This is a genomic window from Acinetobacter sp. AOR41_HL, from assembly GCF_027854645.1.
Taxonomy (GTDB): Bacteria; Pseudomonadota; Gammaproteobacteria; order Pseudomonadales; family Moraxellaceae; genus Acinetobacter; species Acinetobacter nosocomialis.
In genome coordinates this window covers 89,262-114,743 of record NZ_JAKTHZ010000009.1, presented here as the reverse complement: position 1 = coordinate 114,743, position 25,482 = coordinate 89,262, and the positions used below count along the sequence as shown (strand labels likewise).

Sequence of the window (25,482 nt, the reverse complement as noted above, 5' to 3'; positions counted from 1 at the left end):
AAAACAGGTGTGCAATGAAAATCGCAGTGTTTGGAATCACCTTACATGCTGGTGTAATGGCAGCGTTATTAGCTGAATATGGTAATCAGATTTATTGGTGTACTAGTGTCACCTGTGAGGAAAATATATCTGTACTTTCATATCAAGATCAAGAAGTTAATAATTATTTAAATAAACAAAGGAAAGCTGGTTTTTTAATAGAAAGTCCCTTTTCTCAAATTCCTTTAGATATTGAAGTTTATTTATTTTGTTTTAGTCCAACACAAATAGAACTTGCTTTAAAAACAGTTGAAAAACTAAGTGAACGCCCAATTGTTCATCCGAGACTAATGGTGAATGGCTCAACTTTTGGTTTACATGGTACCGCTAAATTAAAAAATCATTTACCTAAAGACGAATGGGTCTATTTCCCTGACGTGATTCAGGAAGGAAATGCGATTAATAGCGTACTTAACGTCAAGCATGTCATTGTTGGAGTTGAATCGAATTCTGCTCAAGATACGATGCAAGAGTTATTGCGTCCATTCTTCCGTTTTAGCTATCAATATTTATTCATGCCGATTTTAGATGCCGAATTTACTAAGCTCAGCATTTCAGGCATGTTAGCAACTAGAATTAGTTATATGAATGACCTTGCTCTAGTTGCAGAGAAGTTGGGTATAGATATTGCGAATGTAAAGCATGGTATTGCTGCTGACACACGTATTGGTGCAGCTTACTTGTCGGCAGGAGTTGGGTTTGGTGGTGAAAATTTTTCACATGATATTTTAACACTTTCCAGTACTGTTTCCGAAACGGGTGTGAAAAGTCGTCTTTTAGAACAAGTTTGGGCTATTAATGAACAACAAAAAGAAATTTTATTCCGTAAGTTGTGGAATTATTATCATTGTGACTTGAGTGGAAAAACTGTCGCAATTTGGGGTGCTTCTTTTAAAGAGAATACCTCAAGTACGCACAACTCTCCTATTCATATTTTATTGGCTGCTTTATGGGCCCAAGGTGTGAAGGTTCGATTACATGATCCCCAAGCTCTTGAGGAAATCGCAAGCATATATGGTAGCCGTGAAGATCTGGTTTTATGTGCTGATCGATACGAAGCAGCGGAAGGAGCGCATGCACTATGCTTAGTTACAGCATGGAAGCAATATTGGAGTCCTAACTTTAACCATTTACAACAATTAATGCTACATCCACTTATTTTGGATGGGCGTAATATTTATGATCCAGCATATGTCAAATCTAAAGGTTTTGCTTATGAAGGGGTAGGTCGATTATGAATAAATCTATCGAAAAGTTTCCTAAAGAGTTGGTTTCGCCTATCGCTCAGCTTCATTCTTTGGTTGAGAAAAATTCGAATCTACATATAAAAGAATTGTTTGCATCAGAGACTGATCGATTTCAGCAATACTCTGTAAAGTTCGATCAACTGGTTTTTGATTATAGTAAGCACCGTGTCAATAAAAATGTTTTAGAACAGTTAGTATCTTTAGCAAAATCTAAACAATTGACGCACTGGATTGAACGCTTATTTTCTCAAGATAAAGTCAACTGTACCGAACAGCGTGCAGCCATGCACTGGGCTTTACGCTTACCATCAGAATATTCTAAATTTCCAGAATTAACTAAACAAGTTCATGTTCAATTGAAGCGTATGTACGCGTTGGTTGAGAAAATACATGCTGGACAATATCGTGGCGCTACAGGCGAAGTCATTCAGGATGTTGTGAATATTGGAGTAGGTGGATCAGATTTGGGGCCGCAAATGGTGACCCATGCATTATGTGATTTCAAAGTAAAAACTACTAAACCACTTAATGTACATTTCGTTTCGACTATGGATGGTAGTCAATTATCCGACCTCCTGCATCAACTACGTCCAGAAACGACTTTATTTATTATTTCGTCGAAGTCATTTGGTACTATTGATACCTTATCAAATGCTCAAACAGTTCGTCAGTGGCTTGAAAAAGCATTAGGAAAGCATGAACGGGTAGTAAAAAGCCATTTCATTGGTGTTTCAACAAAAGCTGAGAAAATGTCAGAGTGGGGAATTGCATCGGAAAATCAATTATTACTTTGGGATTGGGTTGGTGGACGTTATTCTCTTTGGTCTTGTATTGGTTTGCCTATCGCATTGACTATTGGTATAGAAGGCTTCCAACAACTTTTAGCTGGTGCTCATGCTGTTGATGAGCATTTCCAAAATACAAATTTTGAGCAGAATATTCCTGTACTTATGGCATTATTAGGGATCTGGAATAATAATTTTTTAAATATTCAGACCCATGCTGTATTGCCTTATGACGGCCGTTTAAAATATTTCGCTGCCTATTTACAACAGCTTGAAATGGAGTCTAATGGTAAATCTGTACAGCGAGATGGACAGAAAGTCGAATTAGATACTTGCCCAATTGTATGGGGTGAAGTGGGACCAAATGCTCAACATGCATTTTATCAGTTACTTCATCAAGGAACTCAGGCAGTAAGTTGTGATTTTATTGCCCCTGTACAACGTTATAATGCAGATCATTTTACTTATGTAGAAAATGCTGAGGCATTGATTGAACAGCATCATCTTGCATTATCAAACTGTTTGGCACAATCACGGTTATTAGCTTTTGGTAATGAAGCACTAGATACGAAAGAACTAGAGAACTTGCCTATTCATAAGCAATATGAAGGAAACCAGCCAAGTTCAACATTACTTTTAAAAGAACTAAATCCCTATAGTTTAGGGATGTTGATTGCTTTATATGAGCATAAAGTATTTGTTCAATCTGTAATCTGGAATATTAACCCGTTTGATCAATGGGGTGTAGAAAAAGGTAAACAGATCGCCGATCAACTACTTCCGATTTTAAATGGTGCTCAAAACGATCTTTCAACACTTGATGCTTCAACGCGTGGATTAATTAAAATTTTATTAGAAAAAGTTGATGGATAAAATTTCAGATAACACTAGAGTAAGATTTAAAAAATTGATTATTTAATTTTTCTAAATATCAATTACCTACCTTTCTTGAATTGAGATAAAGCTCTTTTCTAAAAAGAGGCTACAGTTGTAGTGATTACTTTCATGCTAGTATTCGCCTCAATCCTGTTAGCCTCTTTTTTGTCGTCATGGTTTTTCTCCGTCAGCAATTGTTGTTTATCTTTATTGCCTTTTTATCCACCTGTGTCGGTGTATATGTTGCATGGGATATGAACCTGACTTGGCATAAGTTTTATAGCTATTTGATTTCAGAAAAAGCTATTTTTTCAATTCTATTTAACTATGCCGTAATTCAACTATTTTTTATTGTAGTTGGTCGTAAGTATACGGCTCTTTTTTTAAGCCAATTATTCGTTATATTTTTAAATTTTATTAATAAGAAGAAGCAACAATATCTATTTAGTAATTTAAGCCCTGAAGATATTTTTTTACTTCCTGAGGCTATGAAAGCGACTCCTTGGCACTTACAGCTCATCTTTTTTATGCTGATTATTTTCTTTCTTATTGTACTGCTTATCGCTATACGTAAAGAAAGTAAAGCTACTTTTCATACCTATGTTCCTAATATTATTATTTTTGGATTGCTTGGTAGTGGCTTAATTTACTTAAATCTTATTAAAAATCCTACAGGGGCGTGTTTTTCAGAAAATAAACCTATGATTTGTGCCAGTTTACAAGAATTTCCAAATACGAGAAATGACTGGATTGGCGACTATCGAAAAATTCAAGATTACGGGTTTGTGACTTTTTACGTATCTAAGGTATTGGATAATGTAACCAGTGTTTTATTACCTAACCGTAAAGTATCTGAGCAAGAGATACAGCAGATTTTACAGGAACATCATTTGGTTCAATCTTTAGACAACAATGAGAAGGAATATCCGAACATTGTTATCGTGATGGAAGAATCCTTTTGGGATTCTCATCATTTAGATAGTGGTTTACCAAAAGACTTACTATCTTTTGTTCATCAAAATCAGGTCTCTAATTTACTGTCTCCTTCTTTTGGAGGAGGTACTGCGAATGTTGAATTTGAAGTCCTTACGAGCCTTAATACAACTTTTTTCCCAAATGAGTTGTTATATGTTTCTAAGCTGAAAAAGCCAATTTATGCATTACCTTATTATTTAAATTCAATTGGTTATCAAACAATTGCAATGCATAATAACTATGGTTATTACTATAATCGCAATAAGGTATATCCAGCATTGGGGTTTGATAAATTTATATCACTTGAAAATATGATTGCCCAAAAAGATCGGTCTACAGTCTTTAATTTAGGAGGATGGGCCACAGATGATCTTATTTTTGATTCGATTAAATCTACTTTAGAAGAGAACGAGCAACAGCCAAAATTTATTTATGCGATTACTGTTGAAAATCATCCTATGTATAACGATGATCGTTTTGGTAAGCAAAATTATAAATTTAACAAAGAGCTGTCTGAGACTGAAAAGCAAAAGTTAAGTACTTATACTGCTGGAACTGCGCGTGCTAACCAAAAGTTAAAAGAGTTCGCTGAATATTTAAAGACAGTAGATCGACCAACAATTTTAATTGCTTTTGGTGATCATTTGCCAAATCTACAAGAAGTTTATGAAAGTTATGGATTTTTTAAAGATGATCCTGAGCGAACTAACTTAAAAAATTATCAGACACCTTTTGTGGTATGGAGCAATTATAAATTAGATAAGAAGCCTTTGAAGCAACCTTATATTGCCGCAAGTTTCGTTGCTCCAAAACTATTAAAGTTAGCAGGGTTACCTTTATCAGATTACTATCAATTTGTTGATGATGTTTCGAGTTGTTATAGTGCCATTCACCAAAAATTTATCAATGAAAATCCAACGTGTAATTTTGATAAGAAAGCGCTGTTAAAAGGTTATGAAAATCTAAATAAGGATGTATTAGATGGACATAATCATACTTATAAAATTATGCAGAATACGCAAAAAGAGATGGAACAATAATGTCCCATCTCTTTGAGATGAACTCTATTAAGACTGAATTAAACCCGTCAATTCATCTACATAGTGCTGCATTGGCTGAGCTTGACGGTCTGCACGGCTTTCAATGTTGAGACGTAGTAAAGGCTCGGTGTTTGAAGCACGGACATTAAAACGCCATGTACCAAAGTCGAGACTTACACCATCGGTACGATCAATTTGTGGATTTTGATCGGCATAGAAGTCGAAAATCTTTTGAATCGTAGTTTGCGTATCGGCTACTTTAAAGTTGATTTCACCACTACAAGGGAACTTGGCAATCATATTTTCAACGAGTGTTGAGAGAGATTGTCCTGTTTCAGAAAGTAGGGCAATGGTGAGTAGCCAAGGAATCATACCACTGTCACAGTAAGCAAAATCACGGAAATAATGATGAGCACTCATTTCCCCGCCATATACGGCATTGTGTTCACGCATAACGTCTTTAATGAACGCGTGACCAGATTTTGACTGTACAGCAACACCTTTGTATTCATCTACGATATCAAACGTGTTCCACACTAAACGTGGGTCATGCACAATTTTCTCGCCTGATTGTTTAATCAAGAAAGCTTGAGCCAATAGACCCACAATATAGTAGCCTTCAATAAACTGACCTTTTTCATCAAACAAGAAACAGCGGTCAAAGTCGCCGTCCCAAGCAATTCCCATATCCGCTTTATGCTCAAGAACAGCATTTCGAGTACTGTCACGGTTTTCAATTAAAATTGGGTTAGGGATGCCATTTGGGAACGTACCATCTGCTTCATGGTGAATTTTAATAAATTCAACTGGTACGTTAAGCGCTTTAAATTTTTCTTCAATAGCATCAATCACATGACCAGCTGCACCATTACCAGCGTTTACCACTAACTTTAATGGACGGATTTTTGCAGGTTCAATATAAGTAATTAAGTGATCAACGAACTCAGGCAAAATGTTATAGCTTTGCGTTGTACCTTTTTGGCTAACTTCTTCAAAGTTATTAGTTTCTGCTAAAGCCTGAATTTCTTTTAAACCAGTATCGGCACTAATTGGACGAGCATTTTCGCGAACCAATTTCATACCGTTATAGTCCATTGGATTATGACTTGCAGTAACTTCTATACCACCTTGTACATCGAGATGGAAAGCAGCAAAGTAAACTTCTTCAGTCCCCGTCATGCCCAAATCAAGAACGTCCACTCCCGCATCATTTAACCCGCGGATGGTCGCTTGCTTTAAGGCTTCACTGCTTAGACGAATATCACATCCTACAACCACAGTCTTTGGTTTATAGATTTGTCCGTAAGCGCGGCCAATTTTATAGGCGATTTCTTCATTCAATTCGGTGCCGAGCTTGCCTCGGATATCATAAGCTTTAAAACACGTTAAAGTAGTCATTATTCAATTCAATACATGTGGTTTGAGTTGTGTGCACATTATACATAGATCATGAATCAGATATGTTTATAGTTTTATATTCAAATTTTTCATTCCATTTTTGTAGTTCATATTTAAGTTTATAAGAAAGTATTTTTACGACTTTAGTCTAATAAATAAATTTATAAATTAAAAATTACTTGATTTTACTTAATACTATTGGTCATACCAATTATGGTGATTATTTAATTGTTGATCTTGCCGATATCTGTGTTTATGATGCGATCTGCGGTTTAAGGAATAACATTTGCACTTAAATTTTAATTGGTCATACCAATTGTGTTGAATGTTTAAAAGTTTAAGGTAAAAAAATTCGCCCCGGCATTTCAAGGAGATGACAATGCTCAATATGTGGCAACAACTTTATGACCCTTTAAATAATATTTGGCTGTCCAGTGCGGTTGCGTTAATCCCGATTATTTTCTTCTTTTTGGCATTGGCTGTTTTTCGTTTAAAAGGCAGTATCGCGGGTACGGGCACAGTCATTATTGCATTATTGATTGCTCTCTTTTTCTATCAAATGCCGGGTCAAATGGCCTTCGCATCCATTATCTATGGTTTCTTCTATGGTCTATGGCCAATTTCGTGGATCATTATCGGGGCAGTGTTTCTATACAAGATTTCGGTAAAAACAGGCCAGTTTGAAGTTATCCGTTCAAGTATTTTGTCGATTACTGAAGACCAACGTCTGCAAATGTTACTGGTTGGTTTTGCATTTGGTACTTTCCTTGAGGGGGCGGCGGGCTTTGGTGCTCCTGTTGCAATTACCGCTGCACTACTTGTCGGTTTAGGCTTTAAACCACTTTATGCTGCTGGTTTATGTTTGATCGTAAATACAGCACCAGTTGCGTTCGGTGCAATGGGTATTCCAATTATTGTGGCTGGGCAGGTGTCGGGTGTAGACACTATGGAAATTAGCCAGATGGTGGGGCGTCAGTTGCCGTTTTTAACGCTGATTGTGCTGTTCTGGATTATGGCGATTATGGATGGCTGGCGTGGTGTTAAAGAAACTTGGCCTGCGGTAGTCGTTGGTGGTGGTTCGTTTGCGATTGCCCAATATCTTACATCTAACTTTATTGGCCCTGAATTACCAGACATTACCGCTGCAATTGCGTCATTGGTGAGCTTAACTTTGCTGTTCCGCGTTTGGCAACCAAAACATATTTTCCGTTTTGAACCTGAAGCTGGTCAAACGTTGACTCAGCAACCTACTACGGTTCAACGTTACAGTATTGGGAAAATTGCTAAGGCGTGGTCTCCATTTGCTATTTTAACGGTCATAGTAACCATCTGGAGTGTTAAGCCATTTAAAGCATTATTTGCAAAAGATGGTGCTCTTGAACACTGGATTTTTAAACTTGAAGTGCCGTACTTGCATAAATTGGTCGAAAAAATGCCGCCGATTGTGGCAGAGATGAAACCATACGAGGCGATTTATAAGTTTGACTGGTTCTCTGCAACAGGTACGGCAATTTTTATTGCTGCAATCATCACTGCTATTTTCTTAAAAATGAAAGCAAGTGAGGCTGTAACAACCTTTGGTGAAACACTTAATGAGTTGAAAACACCGATTTACTCGATTGGTATGGTGTTGGCATTTGCTTTTATTGCGAACTATTCAGGTTTATCTGCAACTTTAGCTTTAGCTCTAGCACATACAGGGCATGCGTTTACTTTCTTCTCACCATTTTTGGGGTGGCTTGGTGTGTTCCTTACAGGTTCAGACACCTCTTCAAATGCCTTGTTCTCGGCACTACAGGCAACTACAGCACAGCAAATTGGTATTCCGGAAGTGTTATTGGTTGCTGCCAATACCAGCGGTGGTGTGACTGGTAAGATGATTTCCCCGCAGTCGATTGCTATTGCGTGTGCCGCAGTAGGCTTAGTTGGAAAAGAGTCTGACTTGTTCCGTTTCACGGTAAAACATAGCATCATATTCACTGTCTTTGTTGGCATCATTATTACGGTTCAGGCTTATCTGGTTCCGTGGATGATTCCGTAACTCCAGTGAAGGAAACGTGATGAGAATCTCCGATCAAGTGGTCATGAAATTGCAGGCATTAATTGAAGAGCGGCACATGAAAAAAGGTGACCGTTTGCCTGCCGAACGCCAGCTTGCAACTAGCTTGGGAGTTTCTCGTCCGTCTTTGCGTGAAGCAATTCAACAGCTCAATAGTCAAGGGGTGCTCAGTAGCCGCCGTGGCGATGGGACTTATATTCAGCAGTTACCTGAACAGTGGCCACAGCAACTTATTGTGAACCCAATTAGTAACTTGATTGAAGAAGATCCGTTATACCGTTTTGATGTGCAAGAGGCGCGGTTATTACTTGAAGGTGGCACGGCATGGTATGCCGCGTTACGTTCGACCCCAGAAGATCGCGCCAAAATTCATCATTATTTTAATGAAATTAGCCGCCACCAAAATGCGGGAGACTCAGCGCAGGCTGCGGTGGCCGATGCAGAATTTCACTTAGCAATTGCTGAAGCCTCTCACAATGTGGTGCTGATTCAAATGATGCGAAGCCTGTTTGATTTACTGCAATACAACGTCTTGTTAGGGCGTAAGAAAGTTTATAACGACCCCGTAAATGGTGACTTACTCAGCGAGCAGCACTTTCAGGTAATGGATGCTATTGATCGTAAAGATCCCGAGGCCGCACGCCAAGCTGTCTGCGGTCATATTGAATTTGTGATTAATCATGTGCGTTCTCTGGATGAAGACGAAGCTCGCCAGAAACGTGCAAACCGTTTAAATAGAGTTGATTCAAAATGATTATATCTTCTGGCAATGATTATCGTGCGGCTGCACAGCGTCGCTTACCTCCATTTTTATTTCACTACATTGATGGTGGAGCGTATGCGGAATATACCTTAAAGCGTAACGTACAAGATTTGTCAGAAATTGCATTGCGTCAACGTGTGCTCAATGACATGTCAACGTTAAGTTTAGAGACAAAACTGTTTAATGAAACATTGTCGATGCCGGTTGCCTTGGCGCCTGTAGGCTTAACAGGTATGTATGCGCGCCGTGGTGAAGTGCAGGCCGCGATGGCTGCTGATAAAAAGGGTATTCCATTTACGCTTTCAACGGTTTCAGTGTGTCCGATTGAAGAAGTTGCACCTGCAATTAACCGTCCGATGTGGTTCCAGCTTTATGTGTTACGTGACCGTGGTTTTATGCGTAATGCTTTGGAGCGTGCAAAAGCGGCAGGCTGTTCAACACTGGTGTTTACTGTAGATATGCCTGTGCCAGGGGCGCGTTACCGTGATGCTCATTCGGGTATGAGTGGGCCAAATGCTGCGATGCGCCGTTATATGCAGTCAGTATTTCATCCACATTGGTCATGGAATGTGGGTTTAATGGGGCGCCCGCATGACTTGGGAAATATTTCTAAATATTTAGGTAAACCAACTGGGCTTGAAGACTATATCGGCTGGTTAGGCTCGAACTTTGATCCATCTATTTCATGGAAAGACCTTGAGTGGATTCGTGAGTTTTGGGATGGTCCAATGGTGATTAAAGGCATTTTAGACCCTGAAGATGCCAAAGATGCTGTGCGGTTCGGTGCAGATGGTATTGTGGTGTCGAACCATGGTGGTCGTCAGTTAGATGGCGTGATGTCATCTGCTCGTGCATTGCCTGCAATTGCCGATGCCGTCAAAGGTGACCTAGCAATTTTGGCTGACTCAGGCATTCGTAATGGTTTAGATGTGGTGCGTATGTTGGCGCTCGGTGCCGATACAGTATTACTTGGCCGTGCGTTTGTGTATGCCTTGGCCGCAGCAGGTGGGCAAGGGGTTTCAAACTTGCTTGATTTAATTGATAAAGAAATGCGTGTTGCGATGACGCTCACGGGTGCTAAGTCGATTTCGGATATTAATGCGGATTGTTTAGTACAGGCGATGAAGCTCTAATATTTTCGTATTAACTTTGATGATATTGGCACGACGGAGTCTTATCCGAAAAGGTTCAATGTAAGTAGCTAATTGACGTTACTTTTTTTTAAAAGTAACCAAAAACCTTTGTTTCGATGACGGTACGTCCTTGCTACCGCATCGAAACGGCGGCATCCCTGCCGCCAACGCGTAGCCAATTTGAATTAAATCTAACACCTAGAGATTAGCTGCTAGTGCTAAGCGTCACTTACAGCCTGCGTGGTATGAGCAAAGTTTTGTTTTTGCAATATAAATTGAAAAATGGATACAGCGAATAGGTTCTGTAAGTGACAATGGTTTTGATTACTTTTGCCAAAACAAAAGTAATGGAATTAGCTACTTTAAATATTAGTTCTAAATGGAAAAACTCCCTTGAGCTTTTCTGATTTTTAAAAAACTATGTGGTAGGGATGACCAAAAGGAAACCATCATGCAAACATTTTCTCCTCAAGCAGTGATCGAACGTTTACAAAACATTGTAGGGCGTTCTTATGTTTTGACCGATGATCAAAGTACGCGTCAGTACCGCCAAGGTCGTCGTTTTGGTGAGGGAAAAGTGCTTGCAGTGGTTGTACCAGGGACCTTACTAGAGCAATGGCAAGTGTTGCAGGCTGCAATTGAGGCAGATTGTATTGTCATTATGCAGGCAGCAAATACAGGACTCACTGGTGGTTCAACGCCTTATGGCGATGACTATGACCGTCCTGTTTTAGTCATGAGTACACGCCGATTAAAGGGTATTCAAGTCATCCATGACGGCAAGCAAGTCATTTGTTTACCGGGTGCGACCTTAGATAATTTAGAGCAAATTTTAAAAGGCTATAATCGAGAGCCGCATTCGGTCATTGGTTCATCGTGTATTGGGGCTTCAGTACTGGGTGGGGTGTGTAATAACTCTGGTGGTGCACTGGTACGCCGTGGTCCTGCATATACTGAGCTGGCTTTATATGCTCAGGTGAATGCCACTGGTCAATTAGAAATGGTGAACCATTTAGGCGTAAATTTAGGCTCGACTCCCGAAGAGATTTTGACGCGTTTAGAGAAGCAGCAATATCAAGCCGTTGATATTTTAGATGACAGTGAAAAACAGGCATCGGACCATCGCTATGCGCATGATGTGACTCAGGTCGATGAAGATACGCCTGCTCGTTTTAATGCAGACCCGTCACGTTTGTTTGAGGCTTCGGGTTCGGCAGGTAAAGTTTGTGTGTTTGCGGTACGTCTTGATACTTATGAAAAAGTAGAAAGTAATGTCTTTTATATTGGTACTAATGATGCTGATGATTTAACGGCGATTCGCCGTTATTTACTCACTTCACTGCCAAGTCTACCGATTGCAGGTGAATATATTCACCGTGATGCTTACTTGATTGGTGAAAAGTACGGAAAAGACACCTTCTTATTTATTGAAAAATTTGGTACAGCCAATGTTCCAAAAGCCTTCGCCATGAAAGATAAAGTCGATGGCTTTTTAGAAAAATTTAAAATTAAAGGTTTAACAGACCAGATTTTACAGGCGATTACGTTTTTTTTACCGAGTCATTTGCCTAAGCGTATGACCGAATATCGAGATCGTTATGAGCACCATTTGGTTTTACGTGTTGAAAATAATTCAAAAGTACAGACCGAGCAGTTTTTAAAAGAATATTTTGCAGTGCATCAGTCAGGCAGCTATTTCGTATGTAGTGAAGAAGAAGGTCGAAAGGCGTTCTTACACCGTTTTGCGATTGCGGGGGCGGCAATTCGTTATCGTGATACGCACCGTAGTGAAGTTGAAGATATTGTGGCGCTTGATATTGCGCTACGCCGTAATGACCGCGAATGGGTAGAGCAACTACCAGCCGAGATGGAAAATAAAATCATCCATAAACTCTATTATGGGCATTTCTTTTGTCATGTGTTCCATCAGGACTATATTCTTAAAAAGGGCAATGACCCGTTAGAAATGGAACATCAAATGTGGAAATTACTCGATGCACGCCGTGCTGAATATCCGGCAGAGCATAATGTTGGGCATCTTTACATTGCCAAACCTGCATTAGCCAATTTCTATCAAAAACTTGACCCAACCAATAGCTTTAATGTGGGGATTGGGCATACCTCAAAATTGAAATATTGGGGCAAAGCTAAATCTTAATATCGAGACATAAAAAAAGGCGCCGAAGCGCCTTTTTTAATAAATGCCTTATGCTGCTTCTACTGATTTAGCAAGCACTTCAGACATTGCTTTAGCAACAGTATAAACATTTTTCATGTTTAAGCCTGCTACACAAATACGGCCACTACGTACTAAGTAGATTGCATATTCTTCACGCAAGATATCAACTTGCTCAGCAGTTAGACCTGTGTAACTGAACATACCTTTTTGGTTTACAAGGTAGCTAAAGTCACGGTCTGGTAATGCTTTAGTAAGTTCGTCTTTCAAGATGCTACGCATTTTAATAATACGCTCACGCATCTCTTTTACTTCGCCTTGCCATTGTTGGTTAAGTTCAGCGTCATTTAACACTTCATCAACTAACCAAGCACCTGTAGTAGGAGGGCTAGAGTAAATACGACGTACAGTCGCTTTTAACTGACCGAATGTGCACTGAGCTGCTTCTGCATCGTCACATACGAAAGTTAAGCCGCCAACACGCTCGCCATATAAAGAGAAGATTTTAGAGAACGAGTTGCTCACAATGAAGTTTAGACCTGCTTGGTCTAAAGCACGGATTGCATACGCATCTTCTTCCATACCGTCACCAAAACCTTGGTAAGCGATGTCTAGGAAAGGAATAAGGTTACGATCTTTTAATACTGCAATCACTTGGTCCCATTGTGCTGGGTTTAAGTCAGCACCAGTTGGGTTATGGCAGCATGGGTGCAACAACACAATGCTTTGCTCAGGCAAAGTTTTAAGTGTAGAAAGCATACCGTCAAAATCTACACCGCGCGTTTCTGCATCGAAATATGGGTAGAAATGAGTCTTAATGCCAGCGCCATTGAAAATCGCAACGTGGTTGTCCCAAGTTGGTTGGCTCACCCAAACGTCTGAATTTGGGAAATAAGTTTTTAAGAAATCCGCACCAACTTTTAATGCACCTGAACCACCAAGTGTTTGGATAGTTACAGCACGGCCAGCTTTAACTGCTGGGCTGTTTGCACCGAATAAAAGTGCTTGAATTGCTTCACGGTAAGGTTTGAAGCCTTCCATTGGCAAATAAAGTTTGGTTTTACCGTTCTTAGGCTCAATACGCTTTTGCGCCTCGATAATGGTCTCTAACTGAGGAACAATGCTGTCTTCGTTATAATAAAGACCAATACTCAAGTTTACTTTTTCAGAACGAGTATCAGCATTGAACTGTTCCATTAAAGAGAGAATTGGATCGCCTGCGTATGGGGGGATATGTTGAAACATCAAAAAAGTCCTTTCATTCAACAATATGCATAGTGCTGGGTTTTTTCTGTCTCGAAAAATACGCCACAACTATGTCGATGCTCAATAATGTATCAATAAAGCTACCGTGAAGCACCTGATAATTTCACTAATATCGATATTTTCTGGCTGAAAATGATAAAAAGATTTAAAAGAAATTACGGTAAATAGAAACTAATTTCTAACTCATGCTTTCATTCAAGCAGATTGTCTACAATCTTGCTGTAATACATTGGTTGTAGACTAAAGTTTGAAACAAAAGATTAGAGGCCGAAAAGCAACTAAAAAAGTGCCATAAATTTATAGGTAAATTAATATTAACTAACTGTTTTATAAATATTAAATAGCAAGTGGTGTAATGCTTTAAATATAAGGTGAAATGTCAGTCCTAACGATAAAAATTGACCTGATGCGTTCTGTAAAGTGTCAACAATCACCTTGATTTTTTTCATTCATACCGCTATAAAAGCCATAATTGATTAAAAATTGTCGACAATATGCAAGATTTGACCTTCGCACCAGAGCCATTACAAAGTCAGGGAAGAACACTGACCGAGCATGTATTTAAACAAATACAGACGGCGATTGTTTTGGGTCAAATTCCGGCAGGTAGCAAAATTTCCGAGCCTGAACTGGCGCGCACTTATGGCATTAGCCGTGGGCCATTGCGTGAAGCGATTCATCGGCTTGAAGGGCAACGTTTGGTTGAGCGTACTGCACATGTGGGTGCGCGCGTGGTTTCGTTATCCTTGCAACAGTTCAAAGAGCTTTACCAGATTCGTGCGTCATTAGAAGGTTTAGCTTGCAAACTTGCTGCACAGCATATTGATAAAAAGCAAATTTTGGCGCTACGTGATGTCTTACGTATGCATGCCGAAGATGAAAACTTTAAAGCAGGTAAAGGATATTACTTGCAAGAAGGGCAGGACGATTTTCACTACTGCATTATCAAAAGTAGTGGCAATAAAACCCTAGAAAAAATGCTATGTGATGAGCTTTATCACCTCATCCGTATGTACCGAATTCAGTTTTCAAACACACCTGATCGACCAAGCAAAGCTTGGGACGAACATATCCGTATTTTAGATGCAATTGCAGAAGGCGATGGTGAACTTGCCGAGCTGCTCATGCATCGACATATCAATGCTTCTTACAAAATTATTGAGCAAACACTGCTACAAGCACAAGGAGAACATAACAATGGCTAAACAATCCGCAGGTCAGCTATTTCGCGATGCCGTAGCCCAAGAAAAGCCATTACAAGTGGTTGGAACCATCAATGCCAATCATGCACTTTTGGCAAAACGTGCAGGTTATAAAGCGATTTACTTATCAGGTGGTGGTGTAGCAGCTGGTTCTTTAGGCTTACCTGATTTGGGAATTAGTAACCTTGATGATGTGTTGACCGACGTACGTCGTATTACCGATGTATGTGATCTTCCATTATTGGTCGATGCGGACACAGGCTTTGGTGCTTCTGCATTTAACATTGCCCGTACTACAAAAGCACTCATCAAGTTTGGTGCTGCGGCAATGCACATTGAAGACCAAGTGGGTGCAAAACGTTGTGGTCACCGTCCGAACAAAGCCATTGTGACTCAAGAAGAAATGGTTGACCGTATTAAAGCAGCGGTTGATGCGCGTGGTGATGACAGCTTCGTGATTATGGCGCGTACCGATGCGTTAGCAGTTGAAGGCTTACAAGCGGCAATTGACCGTGCGGGTGCCTACATTGAAGCTGGTGCAGACATGTTGTTCCCTGAAGCAATTACTGAGCTTGATATGTACAAGCAATTTGCTCAGAAGACAGGCGTACCAATTTTGGCAAATATCACAGAGTTTGGTTCTACCCCACTGTTTACCACTGAAGAGTTGGCATCTGCCGATGTAAGCCTTGCGCTTTATCCGCTTTCTGCTTTCCGTGCTATGAACAAGGCAGCCGAAACTGTGTATGAAACCTTACGCAAAGAAGGTACACAAAAGAACGTGGTTGATATTATGCAAACGCGTAAAGAGTTATATGAACGCATTAACTACTACGCGTTTGAAGACTACTTAGACAACGCATTTGCTAAAAAGAAATAAATAAGCCCTCTTTTAAAAGAAGGGGAAGCGATGGTCTTGGCTATCGTGAGGGCGGCATGGATGCCGCTACGTTGGACTGCGATATAGGGATATATCGTCAGACCAACAAGGATTTTTGCTTACTTTTCATCCGTGAAAAGTAAGGCGAACGGCAGGTTAATCCAAAAATTGGATGAGAACTCGGCAAGACGCTGTCGTGTTTTTACCTCAAGTAAAGAATTGAACAAACAACAAATTCTGGTTGATATAAAGGATGATTCTATGAGCTCAAATGAAACAACAACAGGCTTCAAACCAAAAAAATCAGTTGCACTTAGCGGACAAGTTGCAGGCAACACAGCACTTTGCACCGTAGGACGTAGCGGTAACGACTTGCACTATCGTGGCTATGACATTCTTGACCTTGCAGCGGGTAGCCAGTTTGAAGAAGTTGCTCACTTGCTCGTACATGGCAAATTACCAAACAAAGCTGAACTCAAAGCCTATAAAGCAAAATTAAAAGCGCTTCGTGGCTTACCAGCAGCACTTAAAACTGCACTTGAACAATTACCACCGTCTGCTCACCCAATGGACGTGATGCGTACGGGTGTTTCAGTACTAGGTTGCTTAACGCCAGAACACGAAGACCACAACGAAGCGGGCGCAAAAGACATTGCTGATAAATTAATGGCAAGCCTAGGCTCAATGCTGCTTTATTGGTACCACTTCAGCAACAACGGTCGTCGTATTGAAGTTGAAACTGATGATGACTCAATTGCAGCGCATTTCTTGCACTTACTTCATGGCGAAAAACCATGTGAAGAATGGATTCAAGCAATGCATACCTCTCTGATTTTGTATGCTGAGCACGAATTCAACGCATCAACATTTACATCACGTGTGGTTGCAGGTACAGGCTCTGACATGTACTCGGCAATTACAGGCGGTATTGGTGCACTTCGCGGACCTAAACATGGCGGTGCAAACGAAGTTGCATTCGTGATTCAACAACGTTATGACAATCCAGATGAAGCAGAAGCTGACATCCGTAAACGTGTTGAAAATAAAGAAGTCGTAATCGGTTTTGGTCACCCTGTATATACAGTTTCTGACCCACGTAACGAAGTGATCAAGAAAGTGGCGCATGACTTAGCGCAAGCACAAGAGAACACCAAAATGTACCTCATTGCTGAGCGTTTAGAGGCGGTAATGAAAGAAGTGAAGAACATGTTCCCGAACCTCGACTGGTTCAGTGCGGTGAGCTATCACTTAATGGGTGTTCCAACTGCAATGTTTACACCGTTATTTGTAATTGCACGTACAGCAGGTTGGTCAGCACACGTGATTGAACAACGCCAAGACGGCAAAATTATTCGTCCAAGCGCGAACTACACAGGCCCTGAAAACCTCGAATTTAAACCATTGGCGGAGCGTGGTTAATGAACACAAAATACCGTAAACCGCTGGCAGGTACCCAGCTTGAATATTACGACGTGCGTCAAGCCGTTGAAGATATTCAGCCAGGCGCATACGAAAAACTGCCTTACACCTCTAAAGTACTCGCAGAGCAATTGGTACGCCGTGCCGATGCCGAGAACTTAACTGCTTATTTAACGCAGTTGATTGAACGCCGTCAGGACTTGGACTTTCCTTGGTATCCAGCGCGCGTGGTGTGTCATGACATTTTGGGTCAAACTGCATTGGTTGACCTTGCAGGTTTGCGTGATGCGATTGCTGAGAAGGGTGGCGACCCATCTAAAGTTAACCCAGTTGTACCAACACAGCTCATTGTTGACCACTCTTTAGCAGTGGAATATGGTGGTGCTGACCCAGACGCTTTTGCAAAAAACCGTGCTGTCGAAGACCGCCGTAATGAAGACCGTTTCCACTTTATTGAGTGGACCAAAACCGCATTTAAAAATGTCGATGTGATCCCTGCGGGGAACGGCATTATGCACCAGATTAACCTAGAGAAAATGTCTCCGGTGATTCAGGCGCGTGATGGCGTAGCATTCCCAGACACATGTGTCGGTACAGACTCACATACACCACATACAGACGCTTTGGGCGTAATTTCTGTGGGTGTTGGTGGTTTAGAAGCTGAAAACGTAATGTTGGGCCGTGCATCTTGGATGCGTCTGCCAGACATTATTGGTGTTGAGTTGGTTGGTCAACGTCAGGCAGGCATTACTGCAACAGATATCGTGTTGGCTCTAACTGAGTTCTTGCGTAAAGAACGCGTGGTTGGTGCTTACCTTGAGTTCTTTGGTGAAGGCGCTGACAGCATGTCTGTGGGTGACCGTGCCACCATTTCGAACATGACACCAGAATATGGCGCTACGGCTGCGATGTTCTACATCGACCAAAATACAATCGATTACTTACGCCTAACAGGCCGTGAAGATGCTCAAGTGGCATTGGTTGAACAGTACGCAAAAGAAATTGGCCTTTGGGCATCTGAAATGACCAAAGCAGAGTACCCACGTGTACTACGTTTTGATCTATCGACAGTTACACGTAACATTGCTGGCCCATCAAACCCACATGCACGTGTTTCAACCAGCGACCTAAAAGAAAAAGGCATTGCGGGTGTTGTTGAAAACCGTTCTGATGGCTTAATGCCAGATGGCGCAATCATTATTGCTGCAATTACTTCATGTACCAACACTTCTAACCCACGTAACACTGTGGCGGCAGGTTTGTTGGCACGTAAAGCAAATGAACTTGGACTAACACGTAAACCGTGGGTGAAAACCTCATTTGCACCAGGTTCAAAAGCGGCTGCACTTTACCTTGAAGAAGCAGGTGTTCTAAAAGACTTAGAGAAACTTGGTTTTGGTATTGTGGCTTACGCTTGTACAACGTGTAACGGTATGTCTGGTGCATTAGATCCAGCTATTCAACAAGAAATTATTGACCGTGACTTGTACGCAACCGCAGTACTCTCTGGTAACCGTAACTTCGATGGCCGTATCCATCCTTATGCAAAACAAGCGTTCTTGGCATCTCCTCCGCTTGTTGTGGCATATGCAATTGCAGGTACGATTCGTTTTGACATCGAAAAAGATGCGTTAGGTCATGACAAAGAAGGTAACCCGATTTACCTCAAAGACATCTGGCCATCTGATGCTGAAATTGATGCCTTAGTTAAAGAAGCCGTGAAGCCTGAACAGTTCCGTAAAGTCTACATTCCAATGTTTGACTTGGGCGAAGTTGAACAAGCGAAGAGCCCACTTTACGACTGGCGTCCGCAAAGTACTTACATCCGCCGTCCACCATATTGGGAAGGGGCGTTGGCTGCACCACGTACTTTGGCAAACATGCGTCCGCTTGCAATTTTGGGTGACAACATCACTACCGACCACTTGTCGCCTTCAAACGCGATTTTGATGGACTCGGCTGCGGGTGAATATCTTCACAAAATGGGCGTACCAGAAGAAGACTTCAACTCATACGCAACGCACCGTGGTGACCACTTGACTGCACAACGTGCAACATTTGCAAACCCGAAACTCTATAACGAAATGGTTCGCCGTTCAGACGGTACCATTAAGCAAGGTTCAAAAGCGCGTGTAGAGCCAGAAGGTGAAGTGATGCGCATGTGGGAAGCAATTGAAACCTACATGAACCGTAAGCAGCCGCTAATCATTATTGCGGGTGCTGACTACGGTCAGGGTTCAAGCCGTGACTGGGCTGCGAAAGGTGTACGCCTTGCAGGTGTTGAAGCGATTGTGGCAGAAGGTTTTGAGCGTATTCACCGTACTAACTTGGTGGGTATGGGCGTGTTACCACTCGAGTTTAAACCGGGCGTAAACCGCAAGACTTTGAAGCTAGATGGTACAGAGCTTTATAGCGTGATTGGTAATATCGCGCCGCGTTCAACTTTAACTTTAGTGATTGAACGTGCCACAGCGGATGGAAAAGAAGAGATTGTTGAAGTACCTGTGACTTGCCGTTTAGATACAGAAGAAGAAGTTTCTGTATATGAAGCGGGCGGTGTATTACAGCGCTTTGCGCAGGACTTTTTAGAAGGCCAAGTGGCTTGATACTTTAGTTAAATATTATTGATATTGTTCAAAATAAACCCTATCTTGATGATGGGGTTTTTTATTGAGAATAATAGTGGAAAGATATTTAGATTTAGACGGTGATTCTGGAATTCATGCATATGAAATTGGTGATACATATATAAGAGTGCAGTTTGATAGAACCTTTAAAATTTATACTTATAGTTATCGAAGTGCAGGCGCTAGCCGAGTTGAAGATATGAAACAACTGGCTAGAAATGGGGATGGATTAAATTCTTATATTATGAGATATGCTAAAACTTTATATGAATAACTCAATGTCTAAAAAATTATAAAAATATTTATAGTAAGAGATTTTTAATATTAAACTTATTTTAAAGGTTAAGTATGCTAAATAAAAACATTTTTGAAAAAATTGAATTTTTAAATACGGCTGTAAGAGATTATTTTAAAAAGTTAAATGAACATAGTATATGGTTATTTCTTTCAACTGTGGGATGGATAGGTATTCCTAATAACCAACATTCTATAAAGATATTAGCATTAATAGGAATAGTTCTTTTCTTTTTTTACTACCTTTCAACTTCTAAGTTGTGGGAAGAGGCTGGAGGATTATGGGGAGATGGGGGAGGGAAATCATTTAAAGATGTATTCTTAAAATATAAAAATGAAGTTGAGCAATCTGATTTGTCAGCAGATGAGAAAAGTGAAGCCTTAAATAAGTTGGTTGAAATTGAAAATAGGTATTTTAATTTTAGGGAAAATGGAATTAAGATTATCTATAATAATTATTGTTTCTTTTTTACGATGGTGTTTTTTGCTTTAGTAGTTATTAACCAATATAGTGGATTTAAAATATGGTAATACTAATATAATAAATATTTATGAGAAATACAAAAAGCCTGATATCCCGTCGGGCTTTTTGTATTTGGACACTAGATATGACTCTTGTCGTGTCTCAAGATCCTACTACTTGAATGTATTTAGATACAGAAGAAGTCTCTGGATATAAAGCAGGTGGTGTATTACAGCGTTTTTCGCAAGACTTTTTAGAAGGCTAAGGAACTTAATACTTTAGTTAAACAATATTGATATTGTTTAAAAAAACCTCTATTTTAATGATGGGGTTTTATTATAAAATTAAGGAATAAATATGCCTGAAAGATTAGAATTAACTAAGAATGTACAGTTTTATAAGATGAATAATTGTCTGGATGAAAGTGTTATTTCTGATATTTTGAATGAAGCTACTTCAAACCAAGAGCAAGATTCGGATTTTATACTTGAGGCTTTTCGAGATATAAAAATTACAACTGAAAATATTGAATATAAATTAACAGCTAAGGTTTTTCCAACAACGAGACAAGTTCATTTTCTTAATGATGATAAGATTGAAGATAGAATATTTGCTTTTATCATTTTAGTTGAATTAGATGATTATTTAGTTGTGATGAGTAAAAGTTGTGCGAATTTTTCACAGATATTGAAAGACAAGTTTGAGTTAATTCAAACTCAAGATTTAAGTAAATTATTAGGAAATAATGCTGAATTCCAAAAAATGGCATTTAGAAATATGACGGTATCTGATAAAGCAGTACGTAGTCGTTCTTATGAAGCATTCAACCTCAAGGGAACATTCTCGACGCATGCAGCAGGTCGTTCAATTCCTTCCCATATAAAGGTTAGAGATAGTGGCAAAATAAAATCTATTTCAGGCACTGGACGATTGGTTGAATCCTCGGCTAGGCAATCTATTGATGATATAGTCAATTGGGCTAATTTTCAGATACAAATGCTCACAACAGCCGATCAGAATGACTTTTTAACTTTATTTGCAAGAAAAATTCAACTAAAAGAAGTGCTTGAAATTTCACAGCCTTCTGCATTACTTATTGATATATATCCAATTACAGATGGGATTTTAGACGATACTTTAAAAATTAAATATGAACACGTAAGAAAAGAAATTGTAAATGGTAAAAAAACAAAAGTAAAAAAAATAGTTGATATACCAGATAGATTTAAAGATAAACTCATATTGGAACTGGAGAAAGTTTACGAGATTGATACTGACTGGAATATTGTTGGGTTGGAATCATCAAAAATAAGAAAGAATAAGCATACATTATCTATTTCAACAAATTTATTAAAAAAAATTAAGATTGAAGAAAATAATAAGGTAGAAAACTTTATAGCATATATTAATAGGAAAGGGCTGTTTAGTATAACGTTTTTTGACCCTAAATATATGTATTTTATGGATAATTGTTTTGAAGATAAATCTGGTATCTCAGAAATAGATAGTATCCTTGAAATATTGGAACCACAAAAAGATATTGAAAAAGTTATATCAGAAAAAGGATCATTTACAACTTCTCATACAGCTTTTGATACTGATTCAATGTTTGGTTTTGTAGAAAATATTTGTACTAATCAGAATTATATATTTTGTGACGATTTAGGTGATGAATGGGCAGATCATATAACATTTAATTTAACGGATTTGAGTATTAGTTTTATTCACTCAAAGCATGGAGATATATCAACATCAGCGAGTAATTTGCATGATGTAGTTGGTCAAGGTATAAAAAATCTAGGTAATATGTTTTTTTCAAAAGATCAAATAATGAAGAAACTTACAAATTCTTTAATTAATAAAAAATATAAAAGTGGAAAAGGTATTCAAACTCAAATAGATCGAGTTCGGAAACCAGTTTTGAATTTTGAGTCCGATATAGATTTATTATTAAAAAGTCATAAATTGCATAGAAACTGTATCTTGAGTTGTAGTTTTATTTCAAAGAGTGACGTGGTCACAGAATTTAATAAACTAAAAAATGGACAGTCCGTTAGAGGAAATATCGTTCAGTTATTATGGATATTATCTTCTTTTTCTCATGCTGCTAAAGAAGCAAATGTAATTCCTATAATCTATTGTGCAGCATAAATATTAACTAATTACTGATAATCAATAAACCATAAAAAAAGCCCGACATCCTGTCGGGCTTTTTCGTATTTGGTTGCTAGATATGACTCCTGTCGTATCTCACGATCCTGATGCATGAACCTATTATTGTTGTTTTATGTTCCGGAACATCCTGTTCCTGTATGAACTCATCATAGAAAAAAAGCAGGGGACAGCCAATCCGCTAAATCCCTAAATCTATGTAAGATAAATCGTACAAATAACATTTTTTGCATTTATGCCATCATCATCGGGCGAAATGGACAATTGACATTCACTTTAAGTGGGTTATATTCCTGTTTAATATATATACGATTATAGGAATGTAATCATGGTAACAGCTGGCGAAAAACCCGGAACAGGCTTCTATTTCTGTGCTCAGTGCGGACATAGAGTGTTTTTAGAAATTAATACCGACCCTTTACCACCTTGCACCAAATGCTACTGCACGCAATTTAAACGTTAAGAATGAAATAATATTTGCGTTCGCATTTAACAAAAAGCCCTGTCACCCGATGGGGCTTTTTGTTAATTTAAAAATAAGACTTACATAACAAGACCCGTGATGGGCATGAAAAAGGAAACCGTTATGGAAACAATATTAGGTTTATGTATTGGCGTGGGCCTGAGCGCTGCCTGCGGTTTTCGCGTGTTTGTGCCGCTACTGGTCATGAGCATTGCCACCATGATGGGTTGGTTTGAGCCATCGAAAGGCTTTGAGTGGTTAGCTCTGCCATCAGTGTGTTTGGCTTTAGGTGTGGCAACGGTGTGTGAAGTTGCGGCTTACTATATTCCGTGGGTCGATAACGCCTTAGACACAGTCGCAACCCCTGCGGCGATGATTGCGGGTACGTTAGCGACAATGGCGGTGAGTAGTGGAGAAATGTCTCAGTTTGCGAGTTGGGCGGCAGCGATTATTGTGGGCGGTGGTACGGCTGGTGTAGTGCAAATGAGTACCGTTGCTGCACGTGGTGTTTCAACTGCAACCACAGGTGGCTTAGGGAACTTTGTAGTCGCAACAGGGGAGTGGATTGGCGCAATCTTACTTTCGGTTTCAGCTATGCTGGTGCCTGCACTTGTGGCAATAGTGGTGCTGATTGCGGTTATTTGGGTGGTGCGTTGGATTCGCCATAAAAAGCAAGAACAGGCGCATAGTCCCTTGTAGGTTCGTCTAAATATCATTTTTAAATAAGCATAAAAAAAGCCCGACATCCTGTCGGGCTTTCTTGTATTTGGTGATTAGATATGACTCCTGTCGTATCTCACGCTCCTGGTGCTTGAACGTATTATTGTTGTTTTATGTTCCGGAACATCCTGTTCCTGTATGACTTCATATTAGGAAAAAAGAGGGGCATCGCCAATCCGCAAAAGCCTTAAAAACTTGTAAGAAAAATCTTACATTAGAGAATGGCTTGGGAAATGTTGTACTAGAGACATACAAGCGGATAGGTAGGGCCTCTTTTATGAGTAATCTCTTAGGGCTATGAGAAGAAAAAGATTTGTTATTGATAATATTATGTTATTTTTAAATTCTGCTTATAAAAAGAACAACTTTTTGGGAGTAATAAATGACCGTTATGTTGGTAAAACCTCATTTAAGATTTAAAGATAGCTATAACAGCTACATTAATGAATTAGCTGACGAAGAACGTTACCCTTTGACAATGGATTTTGATCATAGAAATTTTGATGCGTTTTTGAACAAACTGAGTGACTATGAAAAAGGGAAATTTTTACATGAAGGCCATGTTGCCAACATTACGTATTGGTTAGTAGAGGGCAGTGAAATTATTGGTGTATCTAACTTAAGACCTAAGCTCAATGAACAGATTCAATATTGTGGTGGACATATTGGGCTAGGTATTCGTCCTTCTAAGCGTAAACAAAATTTTGGTTCAAAATTGTTGGAGCTTACAATTCAGGAGGCATGGAAGCTGGGCCTAACTGAGTTACATATACATTGTTATAAATCTAATTTTGCTTCTGCAAAACTTATTGAAGCAAACAAGGGTTGTCTTCATTCCGAAATTACACTCGAACAAGTAGTTCAAAGATATATAGTGAATAAAACAATATGAAAATTTTCTTTCAGAGCATTTTTAAACAGTAATAAAAAAAGCCCAACATCCTGTTGGGCTTTTTCGTATTTGGGTACTAGATATGACTCCTGTCGTATCTCACGATCCTGATGCATGAACCTATTATTGTTGTTTTATGTTCCGGAACATCCTGTTCCTGTATGACTTCATATTAAGAAAAAAGTAGGGTATCGCCAATCCGCAAAAACCTTAAAAGTTTGTAGGATAAAACGTACAAGCTACTATTCATCTTGAGGTAAAGGCCAAAGAATATCTTTGTTTTTCTTGAGTTTTTGGTACCAATATTGGCTTATCAGCGCTTTGTCATCTCTATCGAAATGATAAACGAATATATCTAAAGCTTCGTTTAAGTCGAGGTCATAGCGAAACTTGGCAGTAGCTAAATGATCTTGTATTTCATATAACTGTTTAAATATAGGCAAAGAATCTTCATAAGTTAATAATTGAATTTGTTGAAGAAGTTCTTTTATTTGAAGCTCATACGCATCTAAAATTCTTGCCAGATCAATCCTTACATCTCTATAGGTGATAAGTCTTTGCTCAAATTCATCCCATGTGTAGTTCATTCTAAT

Annotated in this window: 21 protein-coding genes and 1 pseudogene; 18 read left to right on the top strand and 4 right to left on the bottom strand. The window is 39.3% G+C overall.

The window, feature by feature from the left end; genetic code table 11:
- Window positions 1–14 precede the first annotated feature (14 nt).
- The 3 genes from MKL35_RS02050 (at window position 15) to MKL35_RS02040 (ending at window position 4,962) form a co-directional block, all read left to right on the top strand.
- Window positions 15–1,277 carry a nucleotide sugar dehydrogenase gene (locus MKL35_RS02050; protein WP_270912694.1) on the top strand — a complete coding sequence of 421 codons (1,263 nt, stop codon included), beginning with the start codon at window positions 15–17 and terminating at the stop codon, window positions 1,275–1,277.
- Complete coding sequence (gene pgi / locus MKL35_RS02045; RefSeq protein WP_106479617.1) at window positions 1,274–2,944, top strand: glucose-6-phosphate isomerase; 1,671 nt, start codon at window positions 1,274–1,276, stop codon at window positions 2,942–2,944. The genes MKL35_RS02050 and pgi overlap by 4 nt, the downstream gene beginning before the upstream one ends.
- 176 nt (window positions 2,945–3,120) lie before the next feature.
- The gene (locus MKL35_RS02040; RefSeq protein WP_270912692.1) at window positions 3,121–4,962 is read left to right on the top strand and encodes an LTA synthase family protein; all 1,842 of its coding nucleotides are present in this window, start codon (window positions 3,121–3,123) and stop codon (window positions 4,960–4,962) included.
- Between the two features lie 27 nt (window positions 4,963–4,989).
- Here the strand turns inward: MKL35_RS02040 and MKL35_RS02035 are convergent, their stop codons facing one another.
- A complete protein-coding gene (locus MKL35_RS02035) occupies window positions 4,990–6,360 on the bottom strand; it encodes a phosphomannomutase CpsG (RefSeq protein WP_106479618.1) in 1,371 nt (456 codons plus the stop codon).
- A 373-nt stretch (window positions 6,361–6,733) separates the two neighbouring features.
- On the opposite strand from MKL35_RS02035, the gene lldP reads away from it, so the two are divergent.
- The 4 genes from lldP to dld all read left to right on the top strand — a co-directional run bounded on the left by lldP (window position 6,734) and on the right by dld (window position 12,473).
- Window positions 6,734–8,401 carry an L-lactate permease gene (lldP, locus tag MKL35_RS02030; protein WP_171304740.1) on the top strand — a complete coding sequence of 556 codons (1,668 nt, stop codon included), beginning with the start codon at window positions 6,734–6,736 and terminating at the stop codon, window positions 8,399–8,401.
- Window positions 8,402–8,420: 19 nt separating this feature from the next.
- Complete coding sequence (gene lldR, locus MKL35_RS02025; RefSeq protein WP_002120807.1) at window positions 8,421–9,173, top strand: transcriptional regulator LldR; 753 nt, start codon at window positions 8,421–8,423, stop codon at window positions 9,171–9,173.
- Complete coding sequence (lldD, locus tag MKL35_RS02020; protein WP_104080426.1) at window positions 9,170–10,315, top strand: FMN-dependent L-lactate dehydrogenase LldD; 1,146 nt, start codon at window positions 9,170–9,172, stop codon at window positions 10,313–10,315. The genes lldR and lldD overlap by 4 nt, the downstream gene beginning before the upstream one ends.
- Window positions 10,316–10,766: 451 nt before the next feature.
- Entirely contained in the window at window positions 10,767–12,473 is a 1,707-nt protein-coding gene (gene dld, locus MKL35_RS02015) for a D-lactate dehydrogenase (RefSeq protein WP_106479620.1), read from the top strand.
- 48 nt (window positions 12,474–12,521) lie between these two features.
- Here dld and MKL35_RS02010 read toward each other — a convergent pair whose 3' ends face one another.
- Together MKL35_RS02010 and MKL35_RS02005 are read right to left on the bottom strand one after the other, a co-directional pair.
- Window positions 12,522–13,736 (bottom strand): amino acid aminotransferase, encoded by a 1,215-nt coding sequence (locus tag MKL35_RS02010; protein WP_000486244.1) that lies wholly within the window; start codon window positions 13,734–13,736, stop codon window positions 12,522–12,524.
- A gap of 335 nt (window positions 13,737–14,071) precedes the next feature.
- Window positions 14,072–14,206, bottom strand: coding sequence for a hypothetical protein (locus MKL35_RS02005; RefSeq protein ID WP_106479621.1), 135 nt, complete (start codon window positions 14,204–14,206; stop codon window positions 14,072–14,074).
- A 45-nt stretch (window positions 14,207–14,251) separates the two neighbouring features.
- On the opposite strand from MKL35_RS02005, the gene MKL35_RS02000 reads away from it, so the two are divergent.
- From MKL35_RS02000 to MKL35_RS01955, 11 genes and pseudogenes are all read left to right on the top strand, one after another.
- Window positions 14,252–14,962 carry a GntR family transcriptional regulator gene (locus MKL35_RS02000; RefSeq protein WP_001153625.1) on the top strand — a complete coding sequence of 237 codons (711 nt, stop codon included), beginning with the start codon at window positions 14,252–14,254 and terminating at the stop codon, window positions 14,960–14,962.
- Window positions 14,955–15,839 (top strand): methylisocitrate lyase, encoded by an 885-nt coding sequence (gene prpB / locus MKL35_RS01995; RefSeq protein ID WP_001118922.1) that lies wholly within the window; start codon window positions 14,955–14,957, stop codon window positions 15,837–15,839. Before MKL35_RS02000 ends, prpB begins: the two co-directional genes overlap by 8 nt.
- Before the next feature lie 261 nt (window positions 15,840–16,100).
- Window positions 16,101–17,258: a bifunctional 2-methylcitrate synthase/citrate synthase gene (gene prpC / locus MKL35_RS01990; RefSeq protein WP_000097522.1), complete on the top strand. Its 1,158-nt coding sequence runs from the start codon at window positions 16,101–16,103 to the stop codon at window positions 17,256–17,258.
- Window positions 17,258–19,864 carry a Fe/S-dependent 2-methylisocitrate dehydratase AcnD gene (gene acnD, locus MKL35_RS01985; protein WP_106479622.1) on the top strand — a complete coding sequence of 869 codons (2,607 nt, stop codon included), beginning with the start codon at window positions 17,258–17,260 and terminating at the stop codon, window positions 19,862–19,864. Before prpC ends, acnD begins: the two co-directional genes overlap by 1 nt.
- 76 nt (window positions 19,865–19,940) lie before the next feature.
- Window positions 19,941–20,159, top strand: a complete 219-nt coding sequence (locus tag MKL35_RS01980) for a hypothetical protein (RefSeq protein WP_103235868.1) — start codon at window positions 19,941–19,943, stop codon at window positions 20,157–20,159.
- 74 nt (window positions 20,160–20,233) lie between these two features.
- Entirely contained in the window at window positions 20,234–20,710 is a 477-nt protein-coding gene (locus tag MKL35_RS01975) for a hypothetical protein (RefSeq protein ID WP_106479623.1), read from the top strand.
- Between the two features lie 119 nt (window positions 20,711–20,829).
- Window positions 20,830–20,907, top strand: a pseudogene (locus MKL35_RS19405) (hypothetical protein); the annotation flags it as partial.
- 92 nt (window positions 20,908–20,999) lie between these two features.
- A complete protein-coding gene (locus MKL35_RS01970) occupies window positions 21,000–22,793 on the top strand; it encodes a hypothetical protein (RefSeq protein WP_106479624.1) in 1,794 nt (597 codons plus the stop codon).
- Window positions 22,794–23,142: 349 nt separating this feature from the next.
- Window positions 23,143–23,277: a zinc ribbon-containing protein gene (locus MKL35_RS01965; protein ID WP_001983336.1), complete on the top strand. Its 135-nt coding sequence runs from the start codon at window positions 23,143–23,145 to the stop codon at window positions 23,275–23,277.
- A gap of 123 nt (window positions 23,278–23,400) precedes the next feature.
- Window positions 23,401–23,976, top strand: a complete 576-nt coding sequence (locus MKL35_RS01960) for a DUF4126 domain-containing protein (protein ID WP_106479625.1) — start codon at window positions 23,401–23,403, stop codon at window positions 23,974–23,976.
- Between the two features lie 403 nt (window positions 23,977–24,379).
- Window positions 24,380–24,889, top strand: coding sequence for a GNAT family N-acetyltransferase (locus tag MKL35_RS01955; protein ID WP_106479626.1), 510 nt, complete (start codon window positions 24,380–24,382; stop codon window positions 24,887–24,889).
- Window positions 24,890–25,131: 242 nt separating this feature from the next.
- Here MKL35_RS01955 and MKL35_RS01950 read toward each other — a convergent pair whose 3' ends face one another.
- Complete coding sequence (locus MKL35_RS01950; protein WP_017393441.1) at window positions 25,132–25,476, bottom strand: hypothetical protein; 345 nt, start codon at window positions 25,474–25,476, stop codon at window positions 25,132–25,134.
- Between the last annotated feature and the right edge of the window lie 6 nt (window positions 25,477–25,482).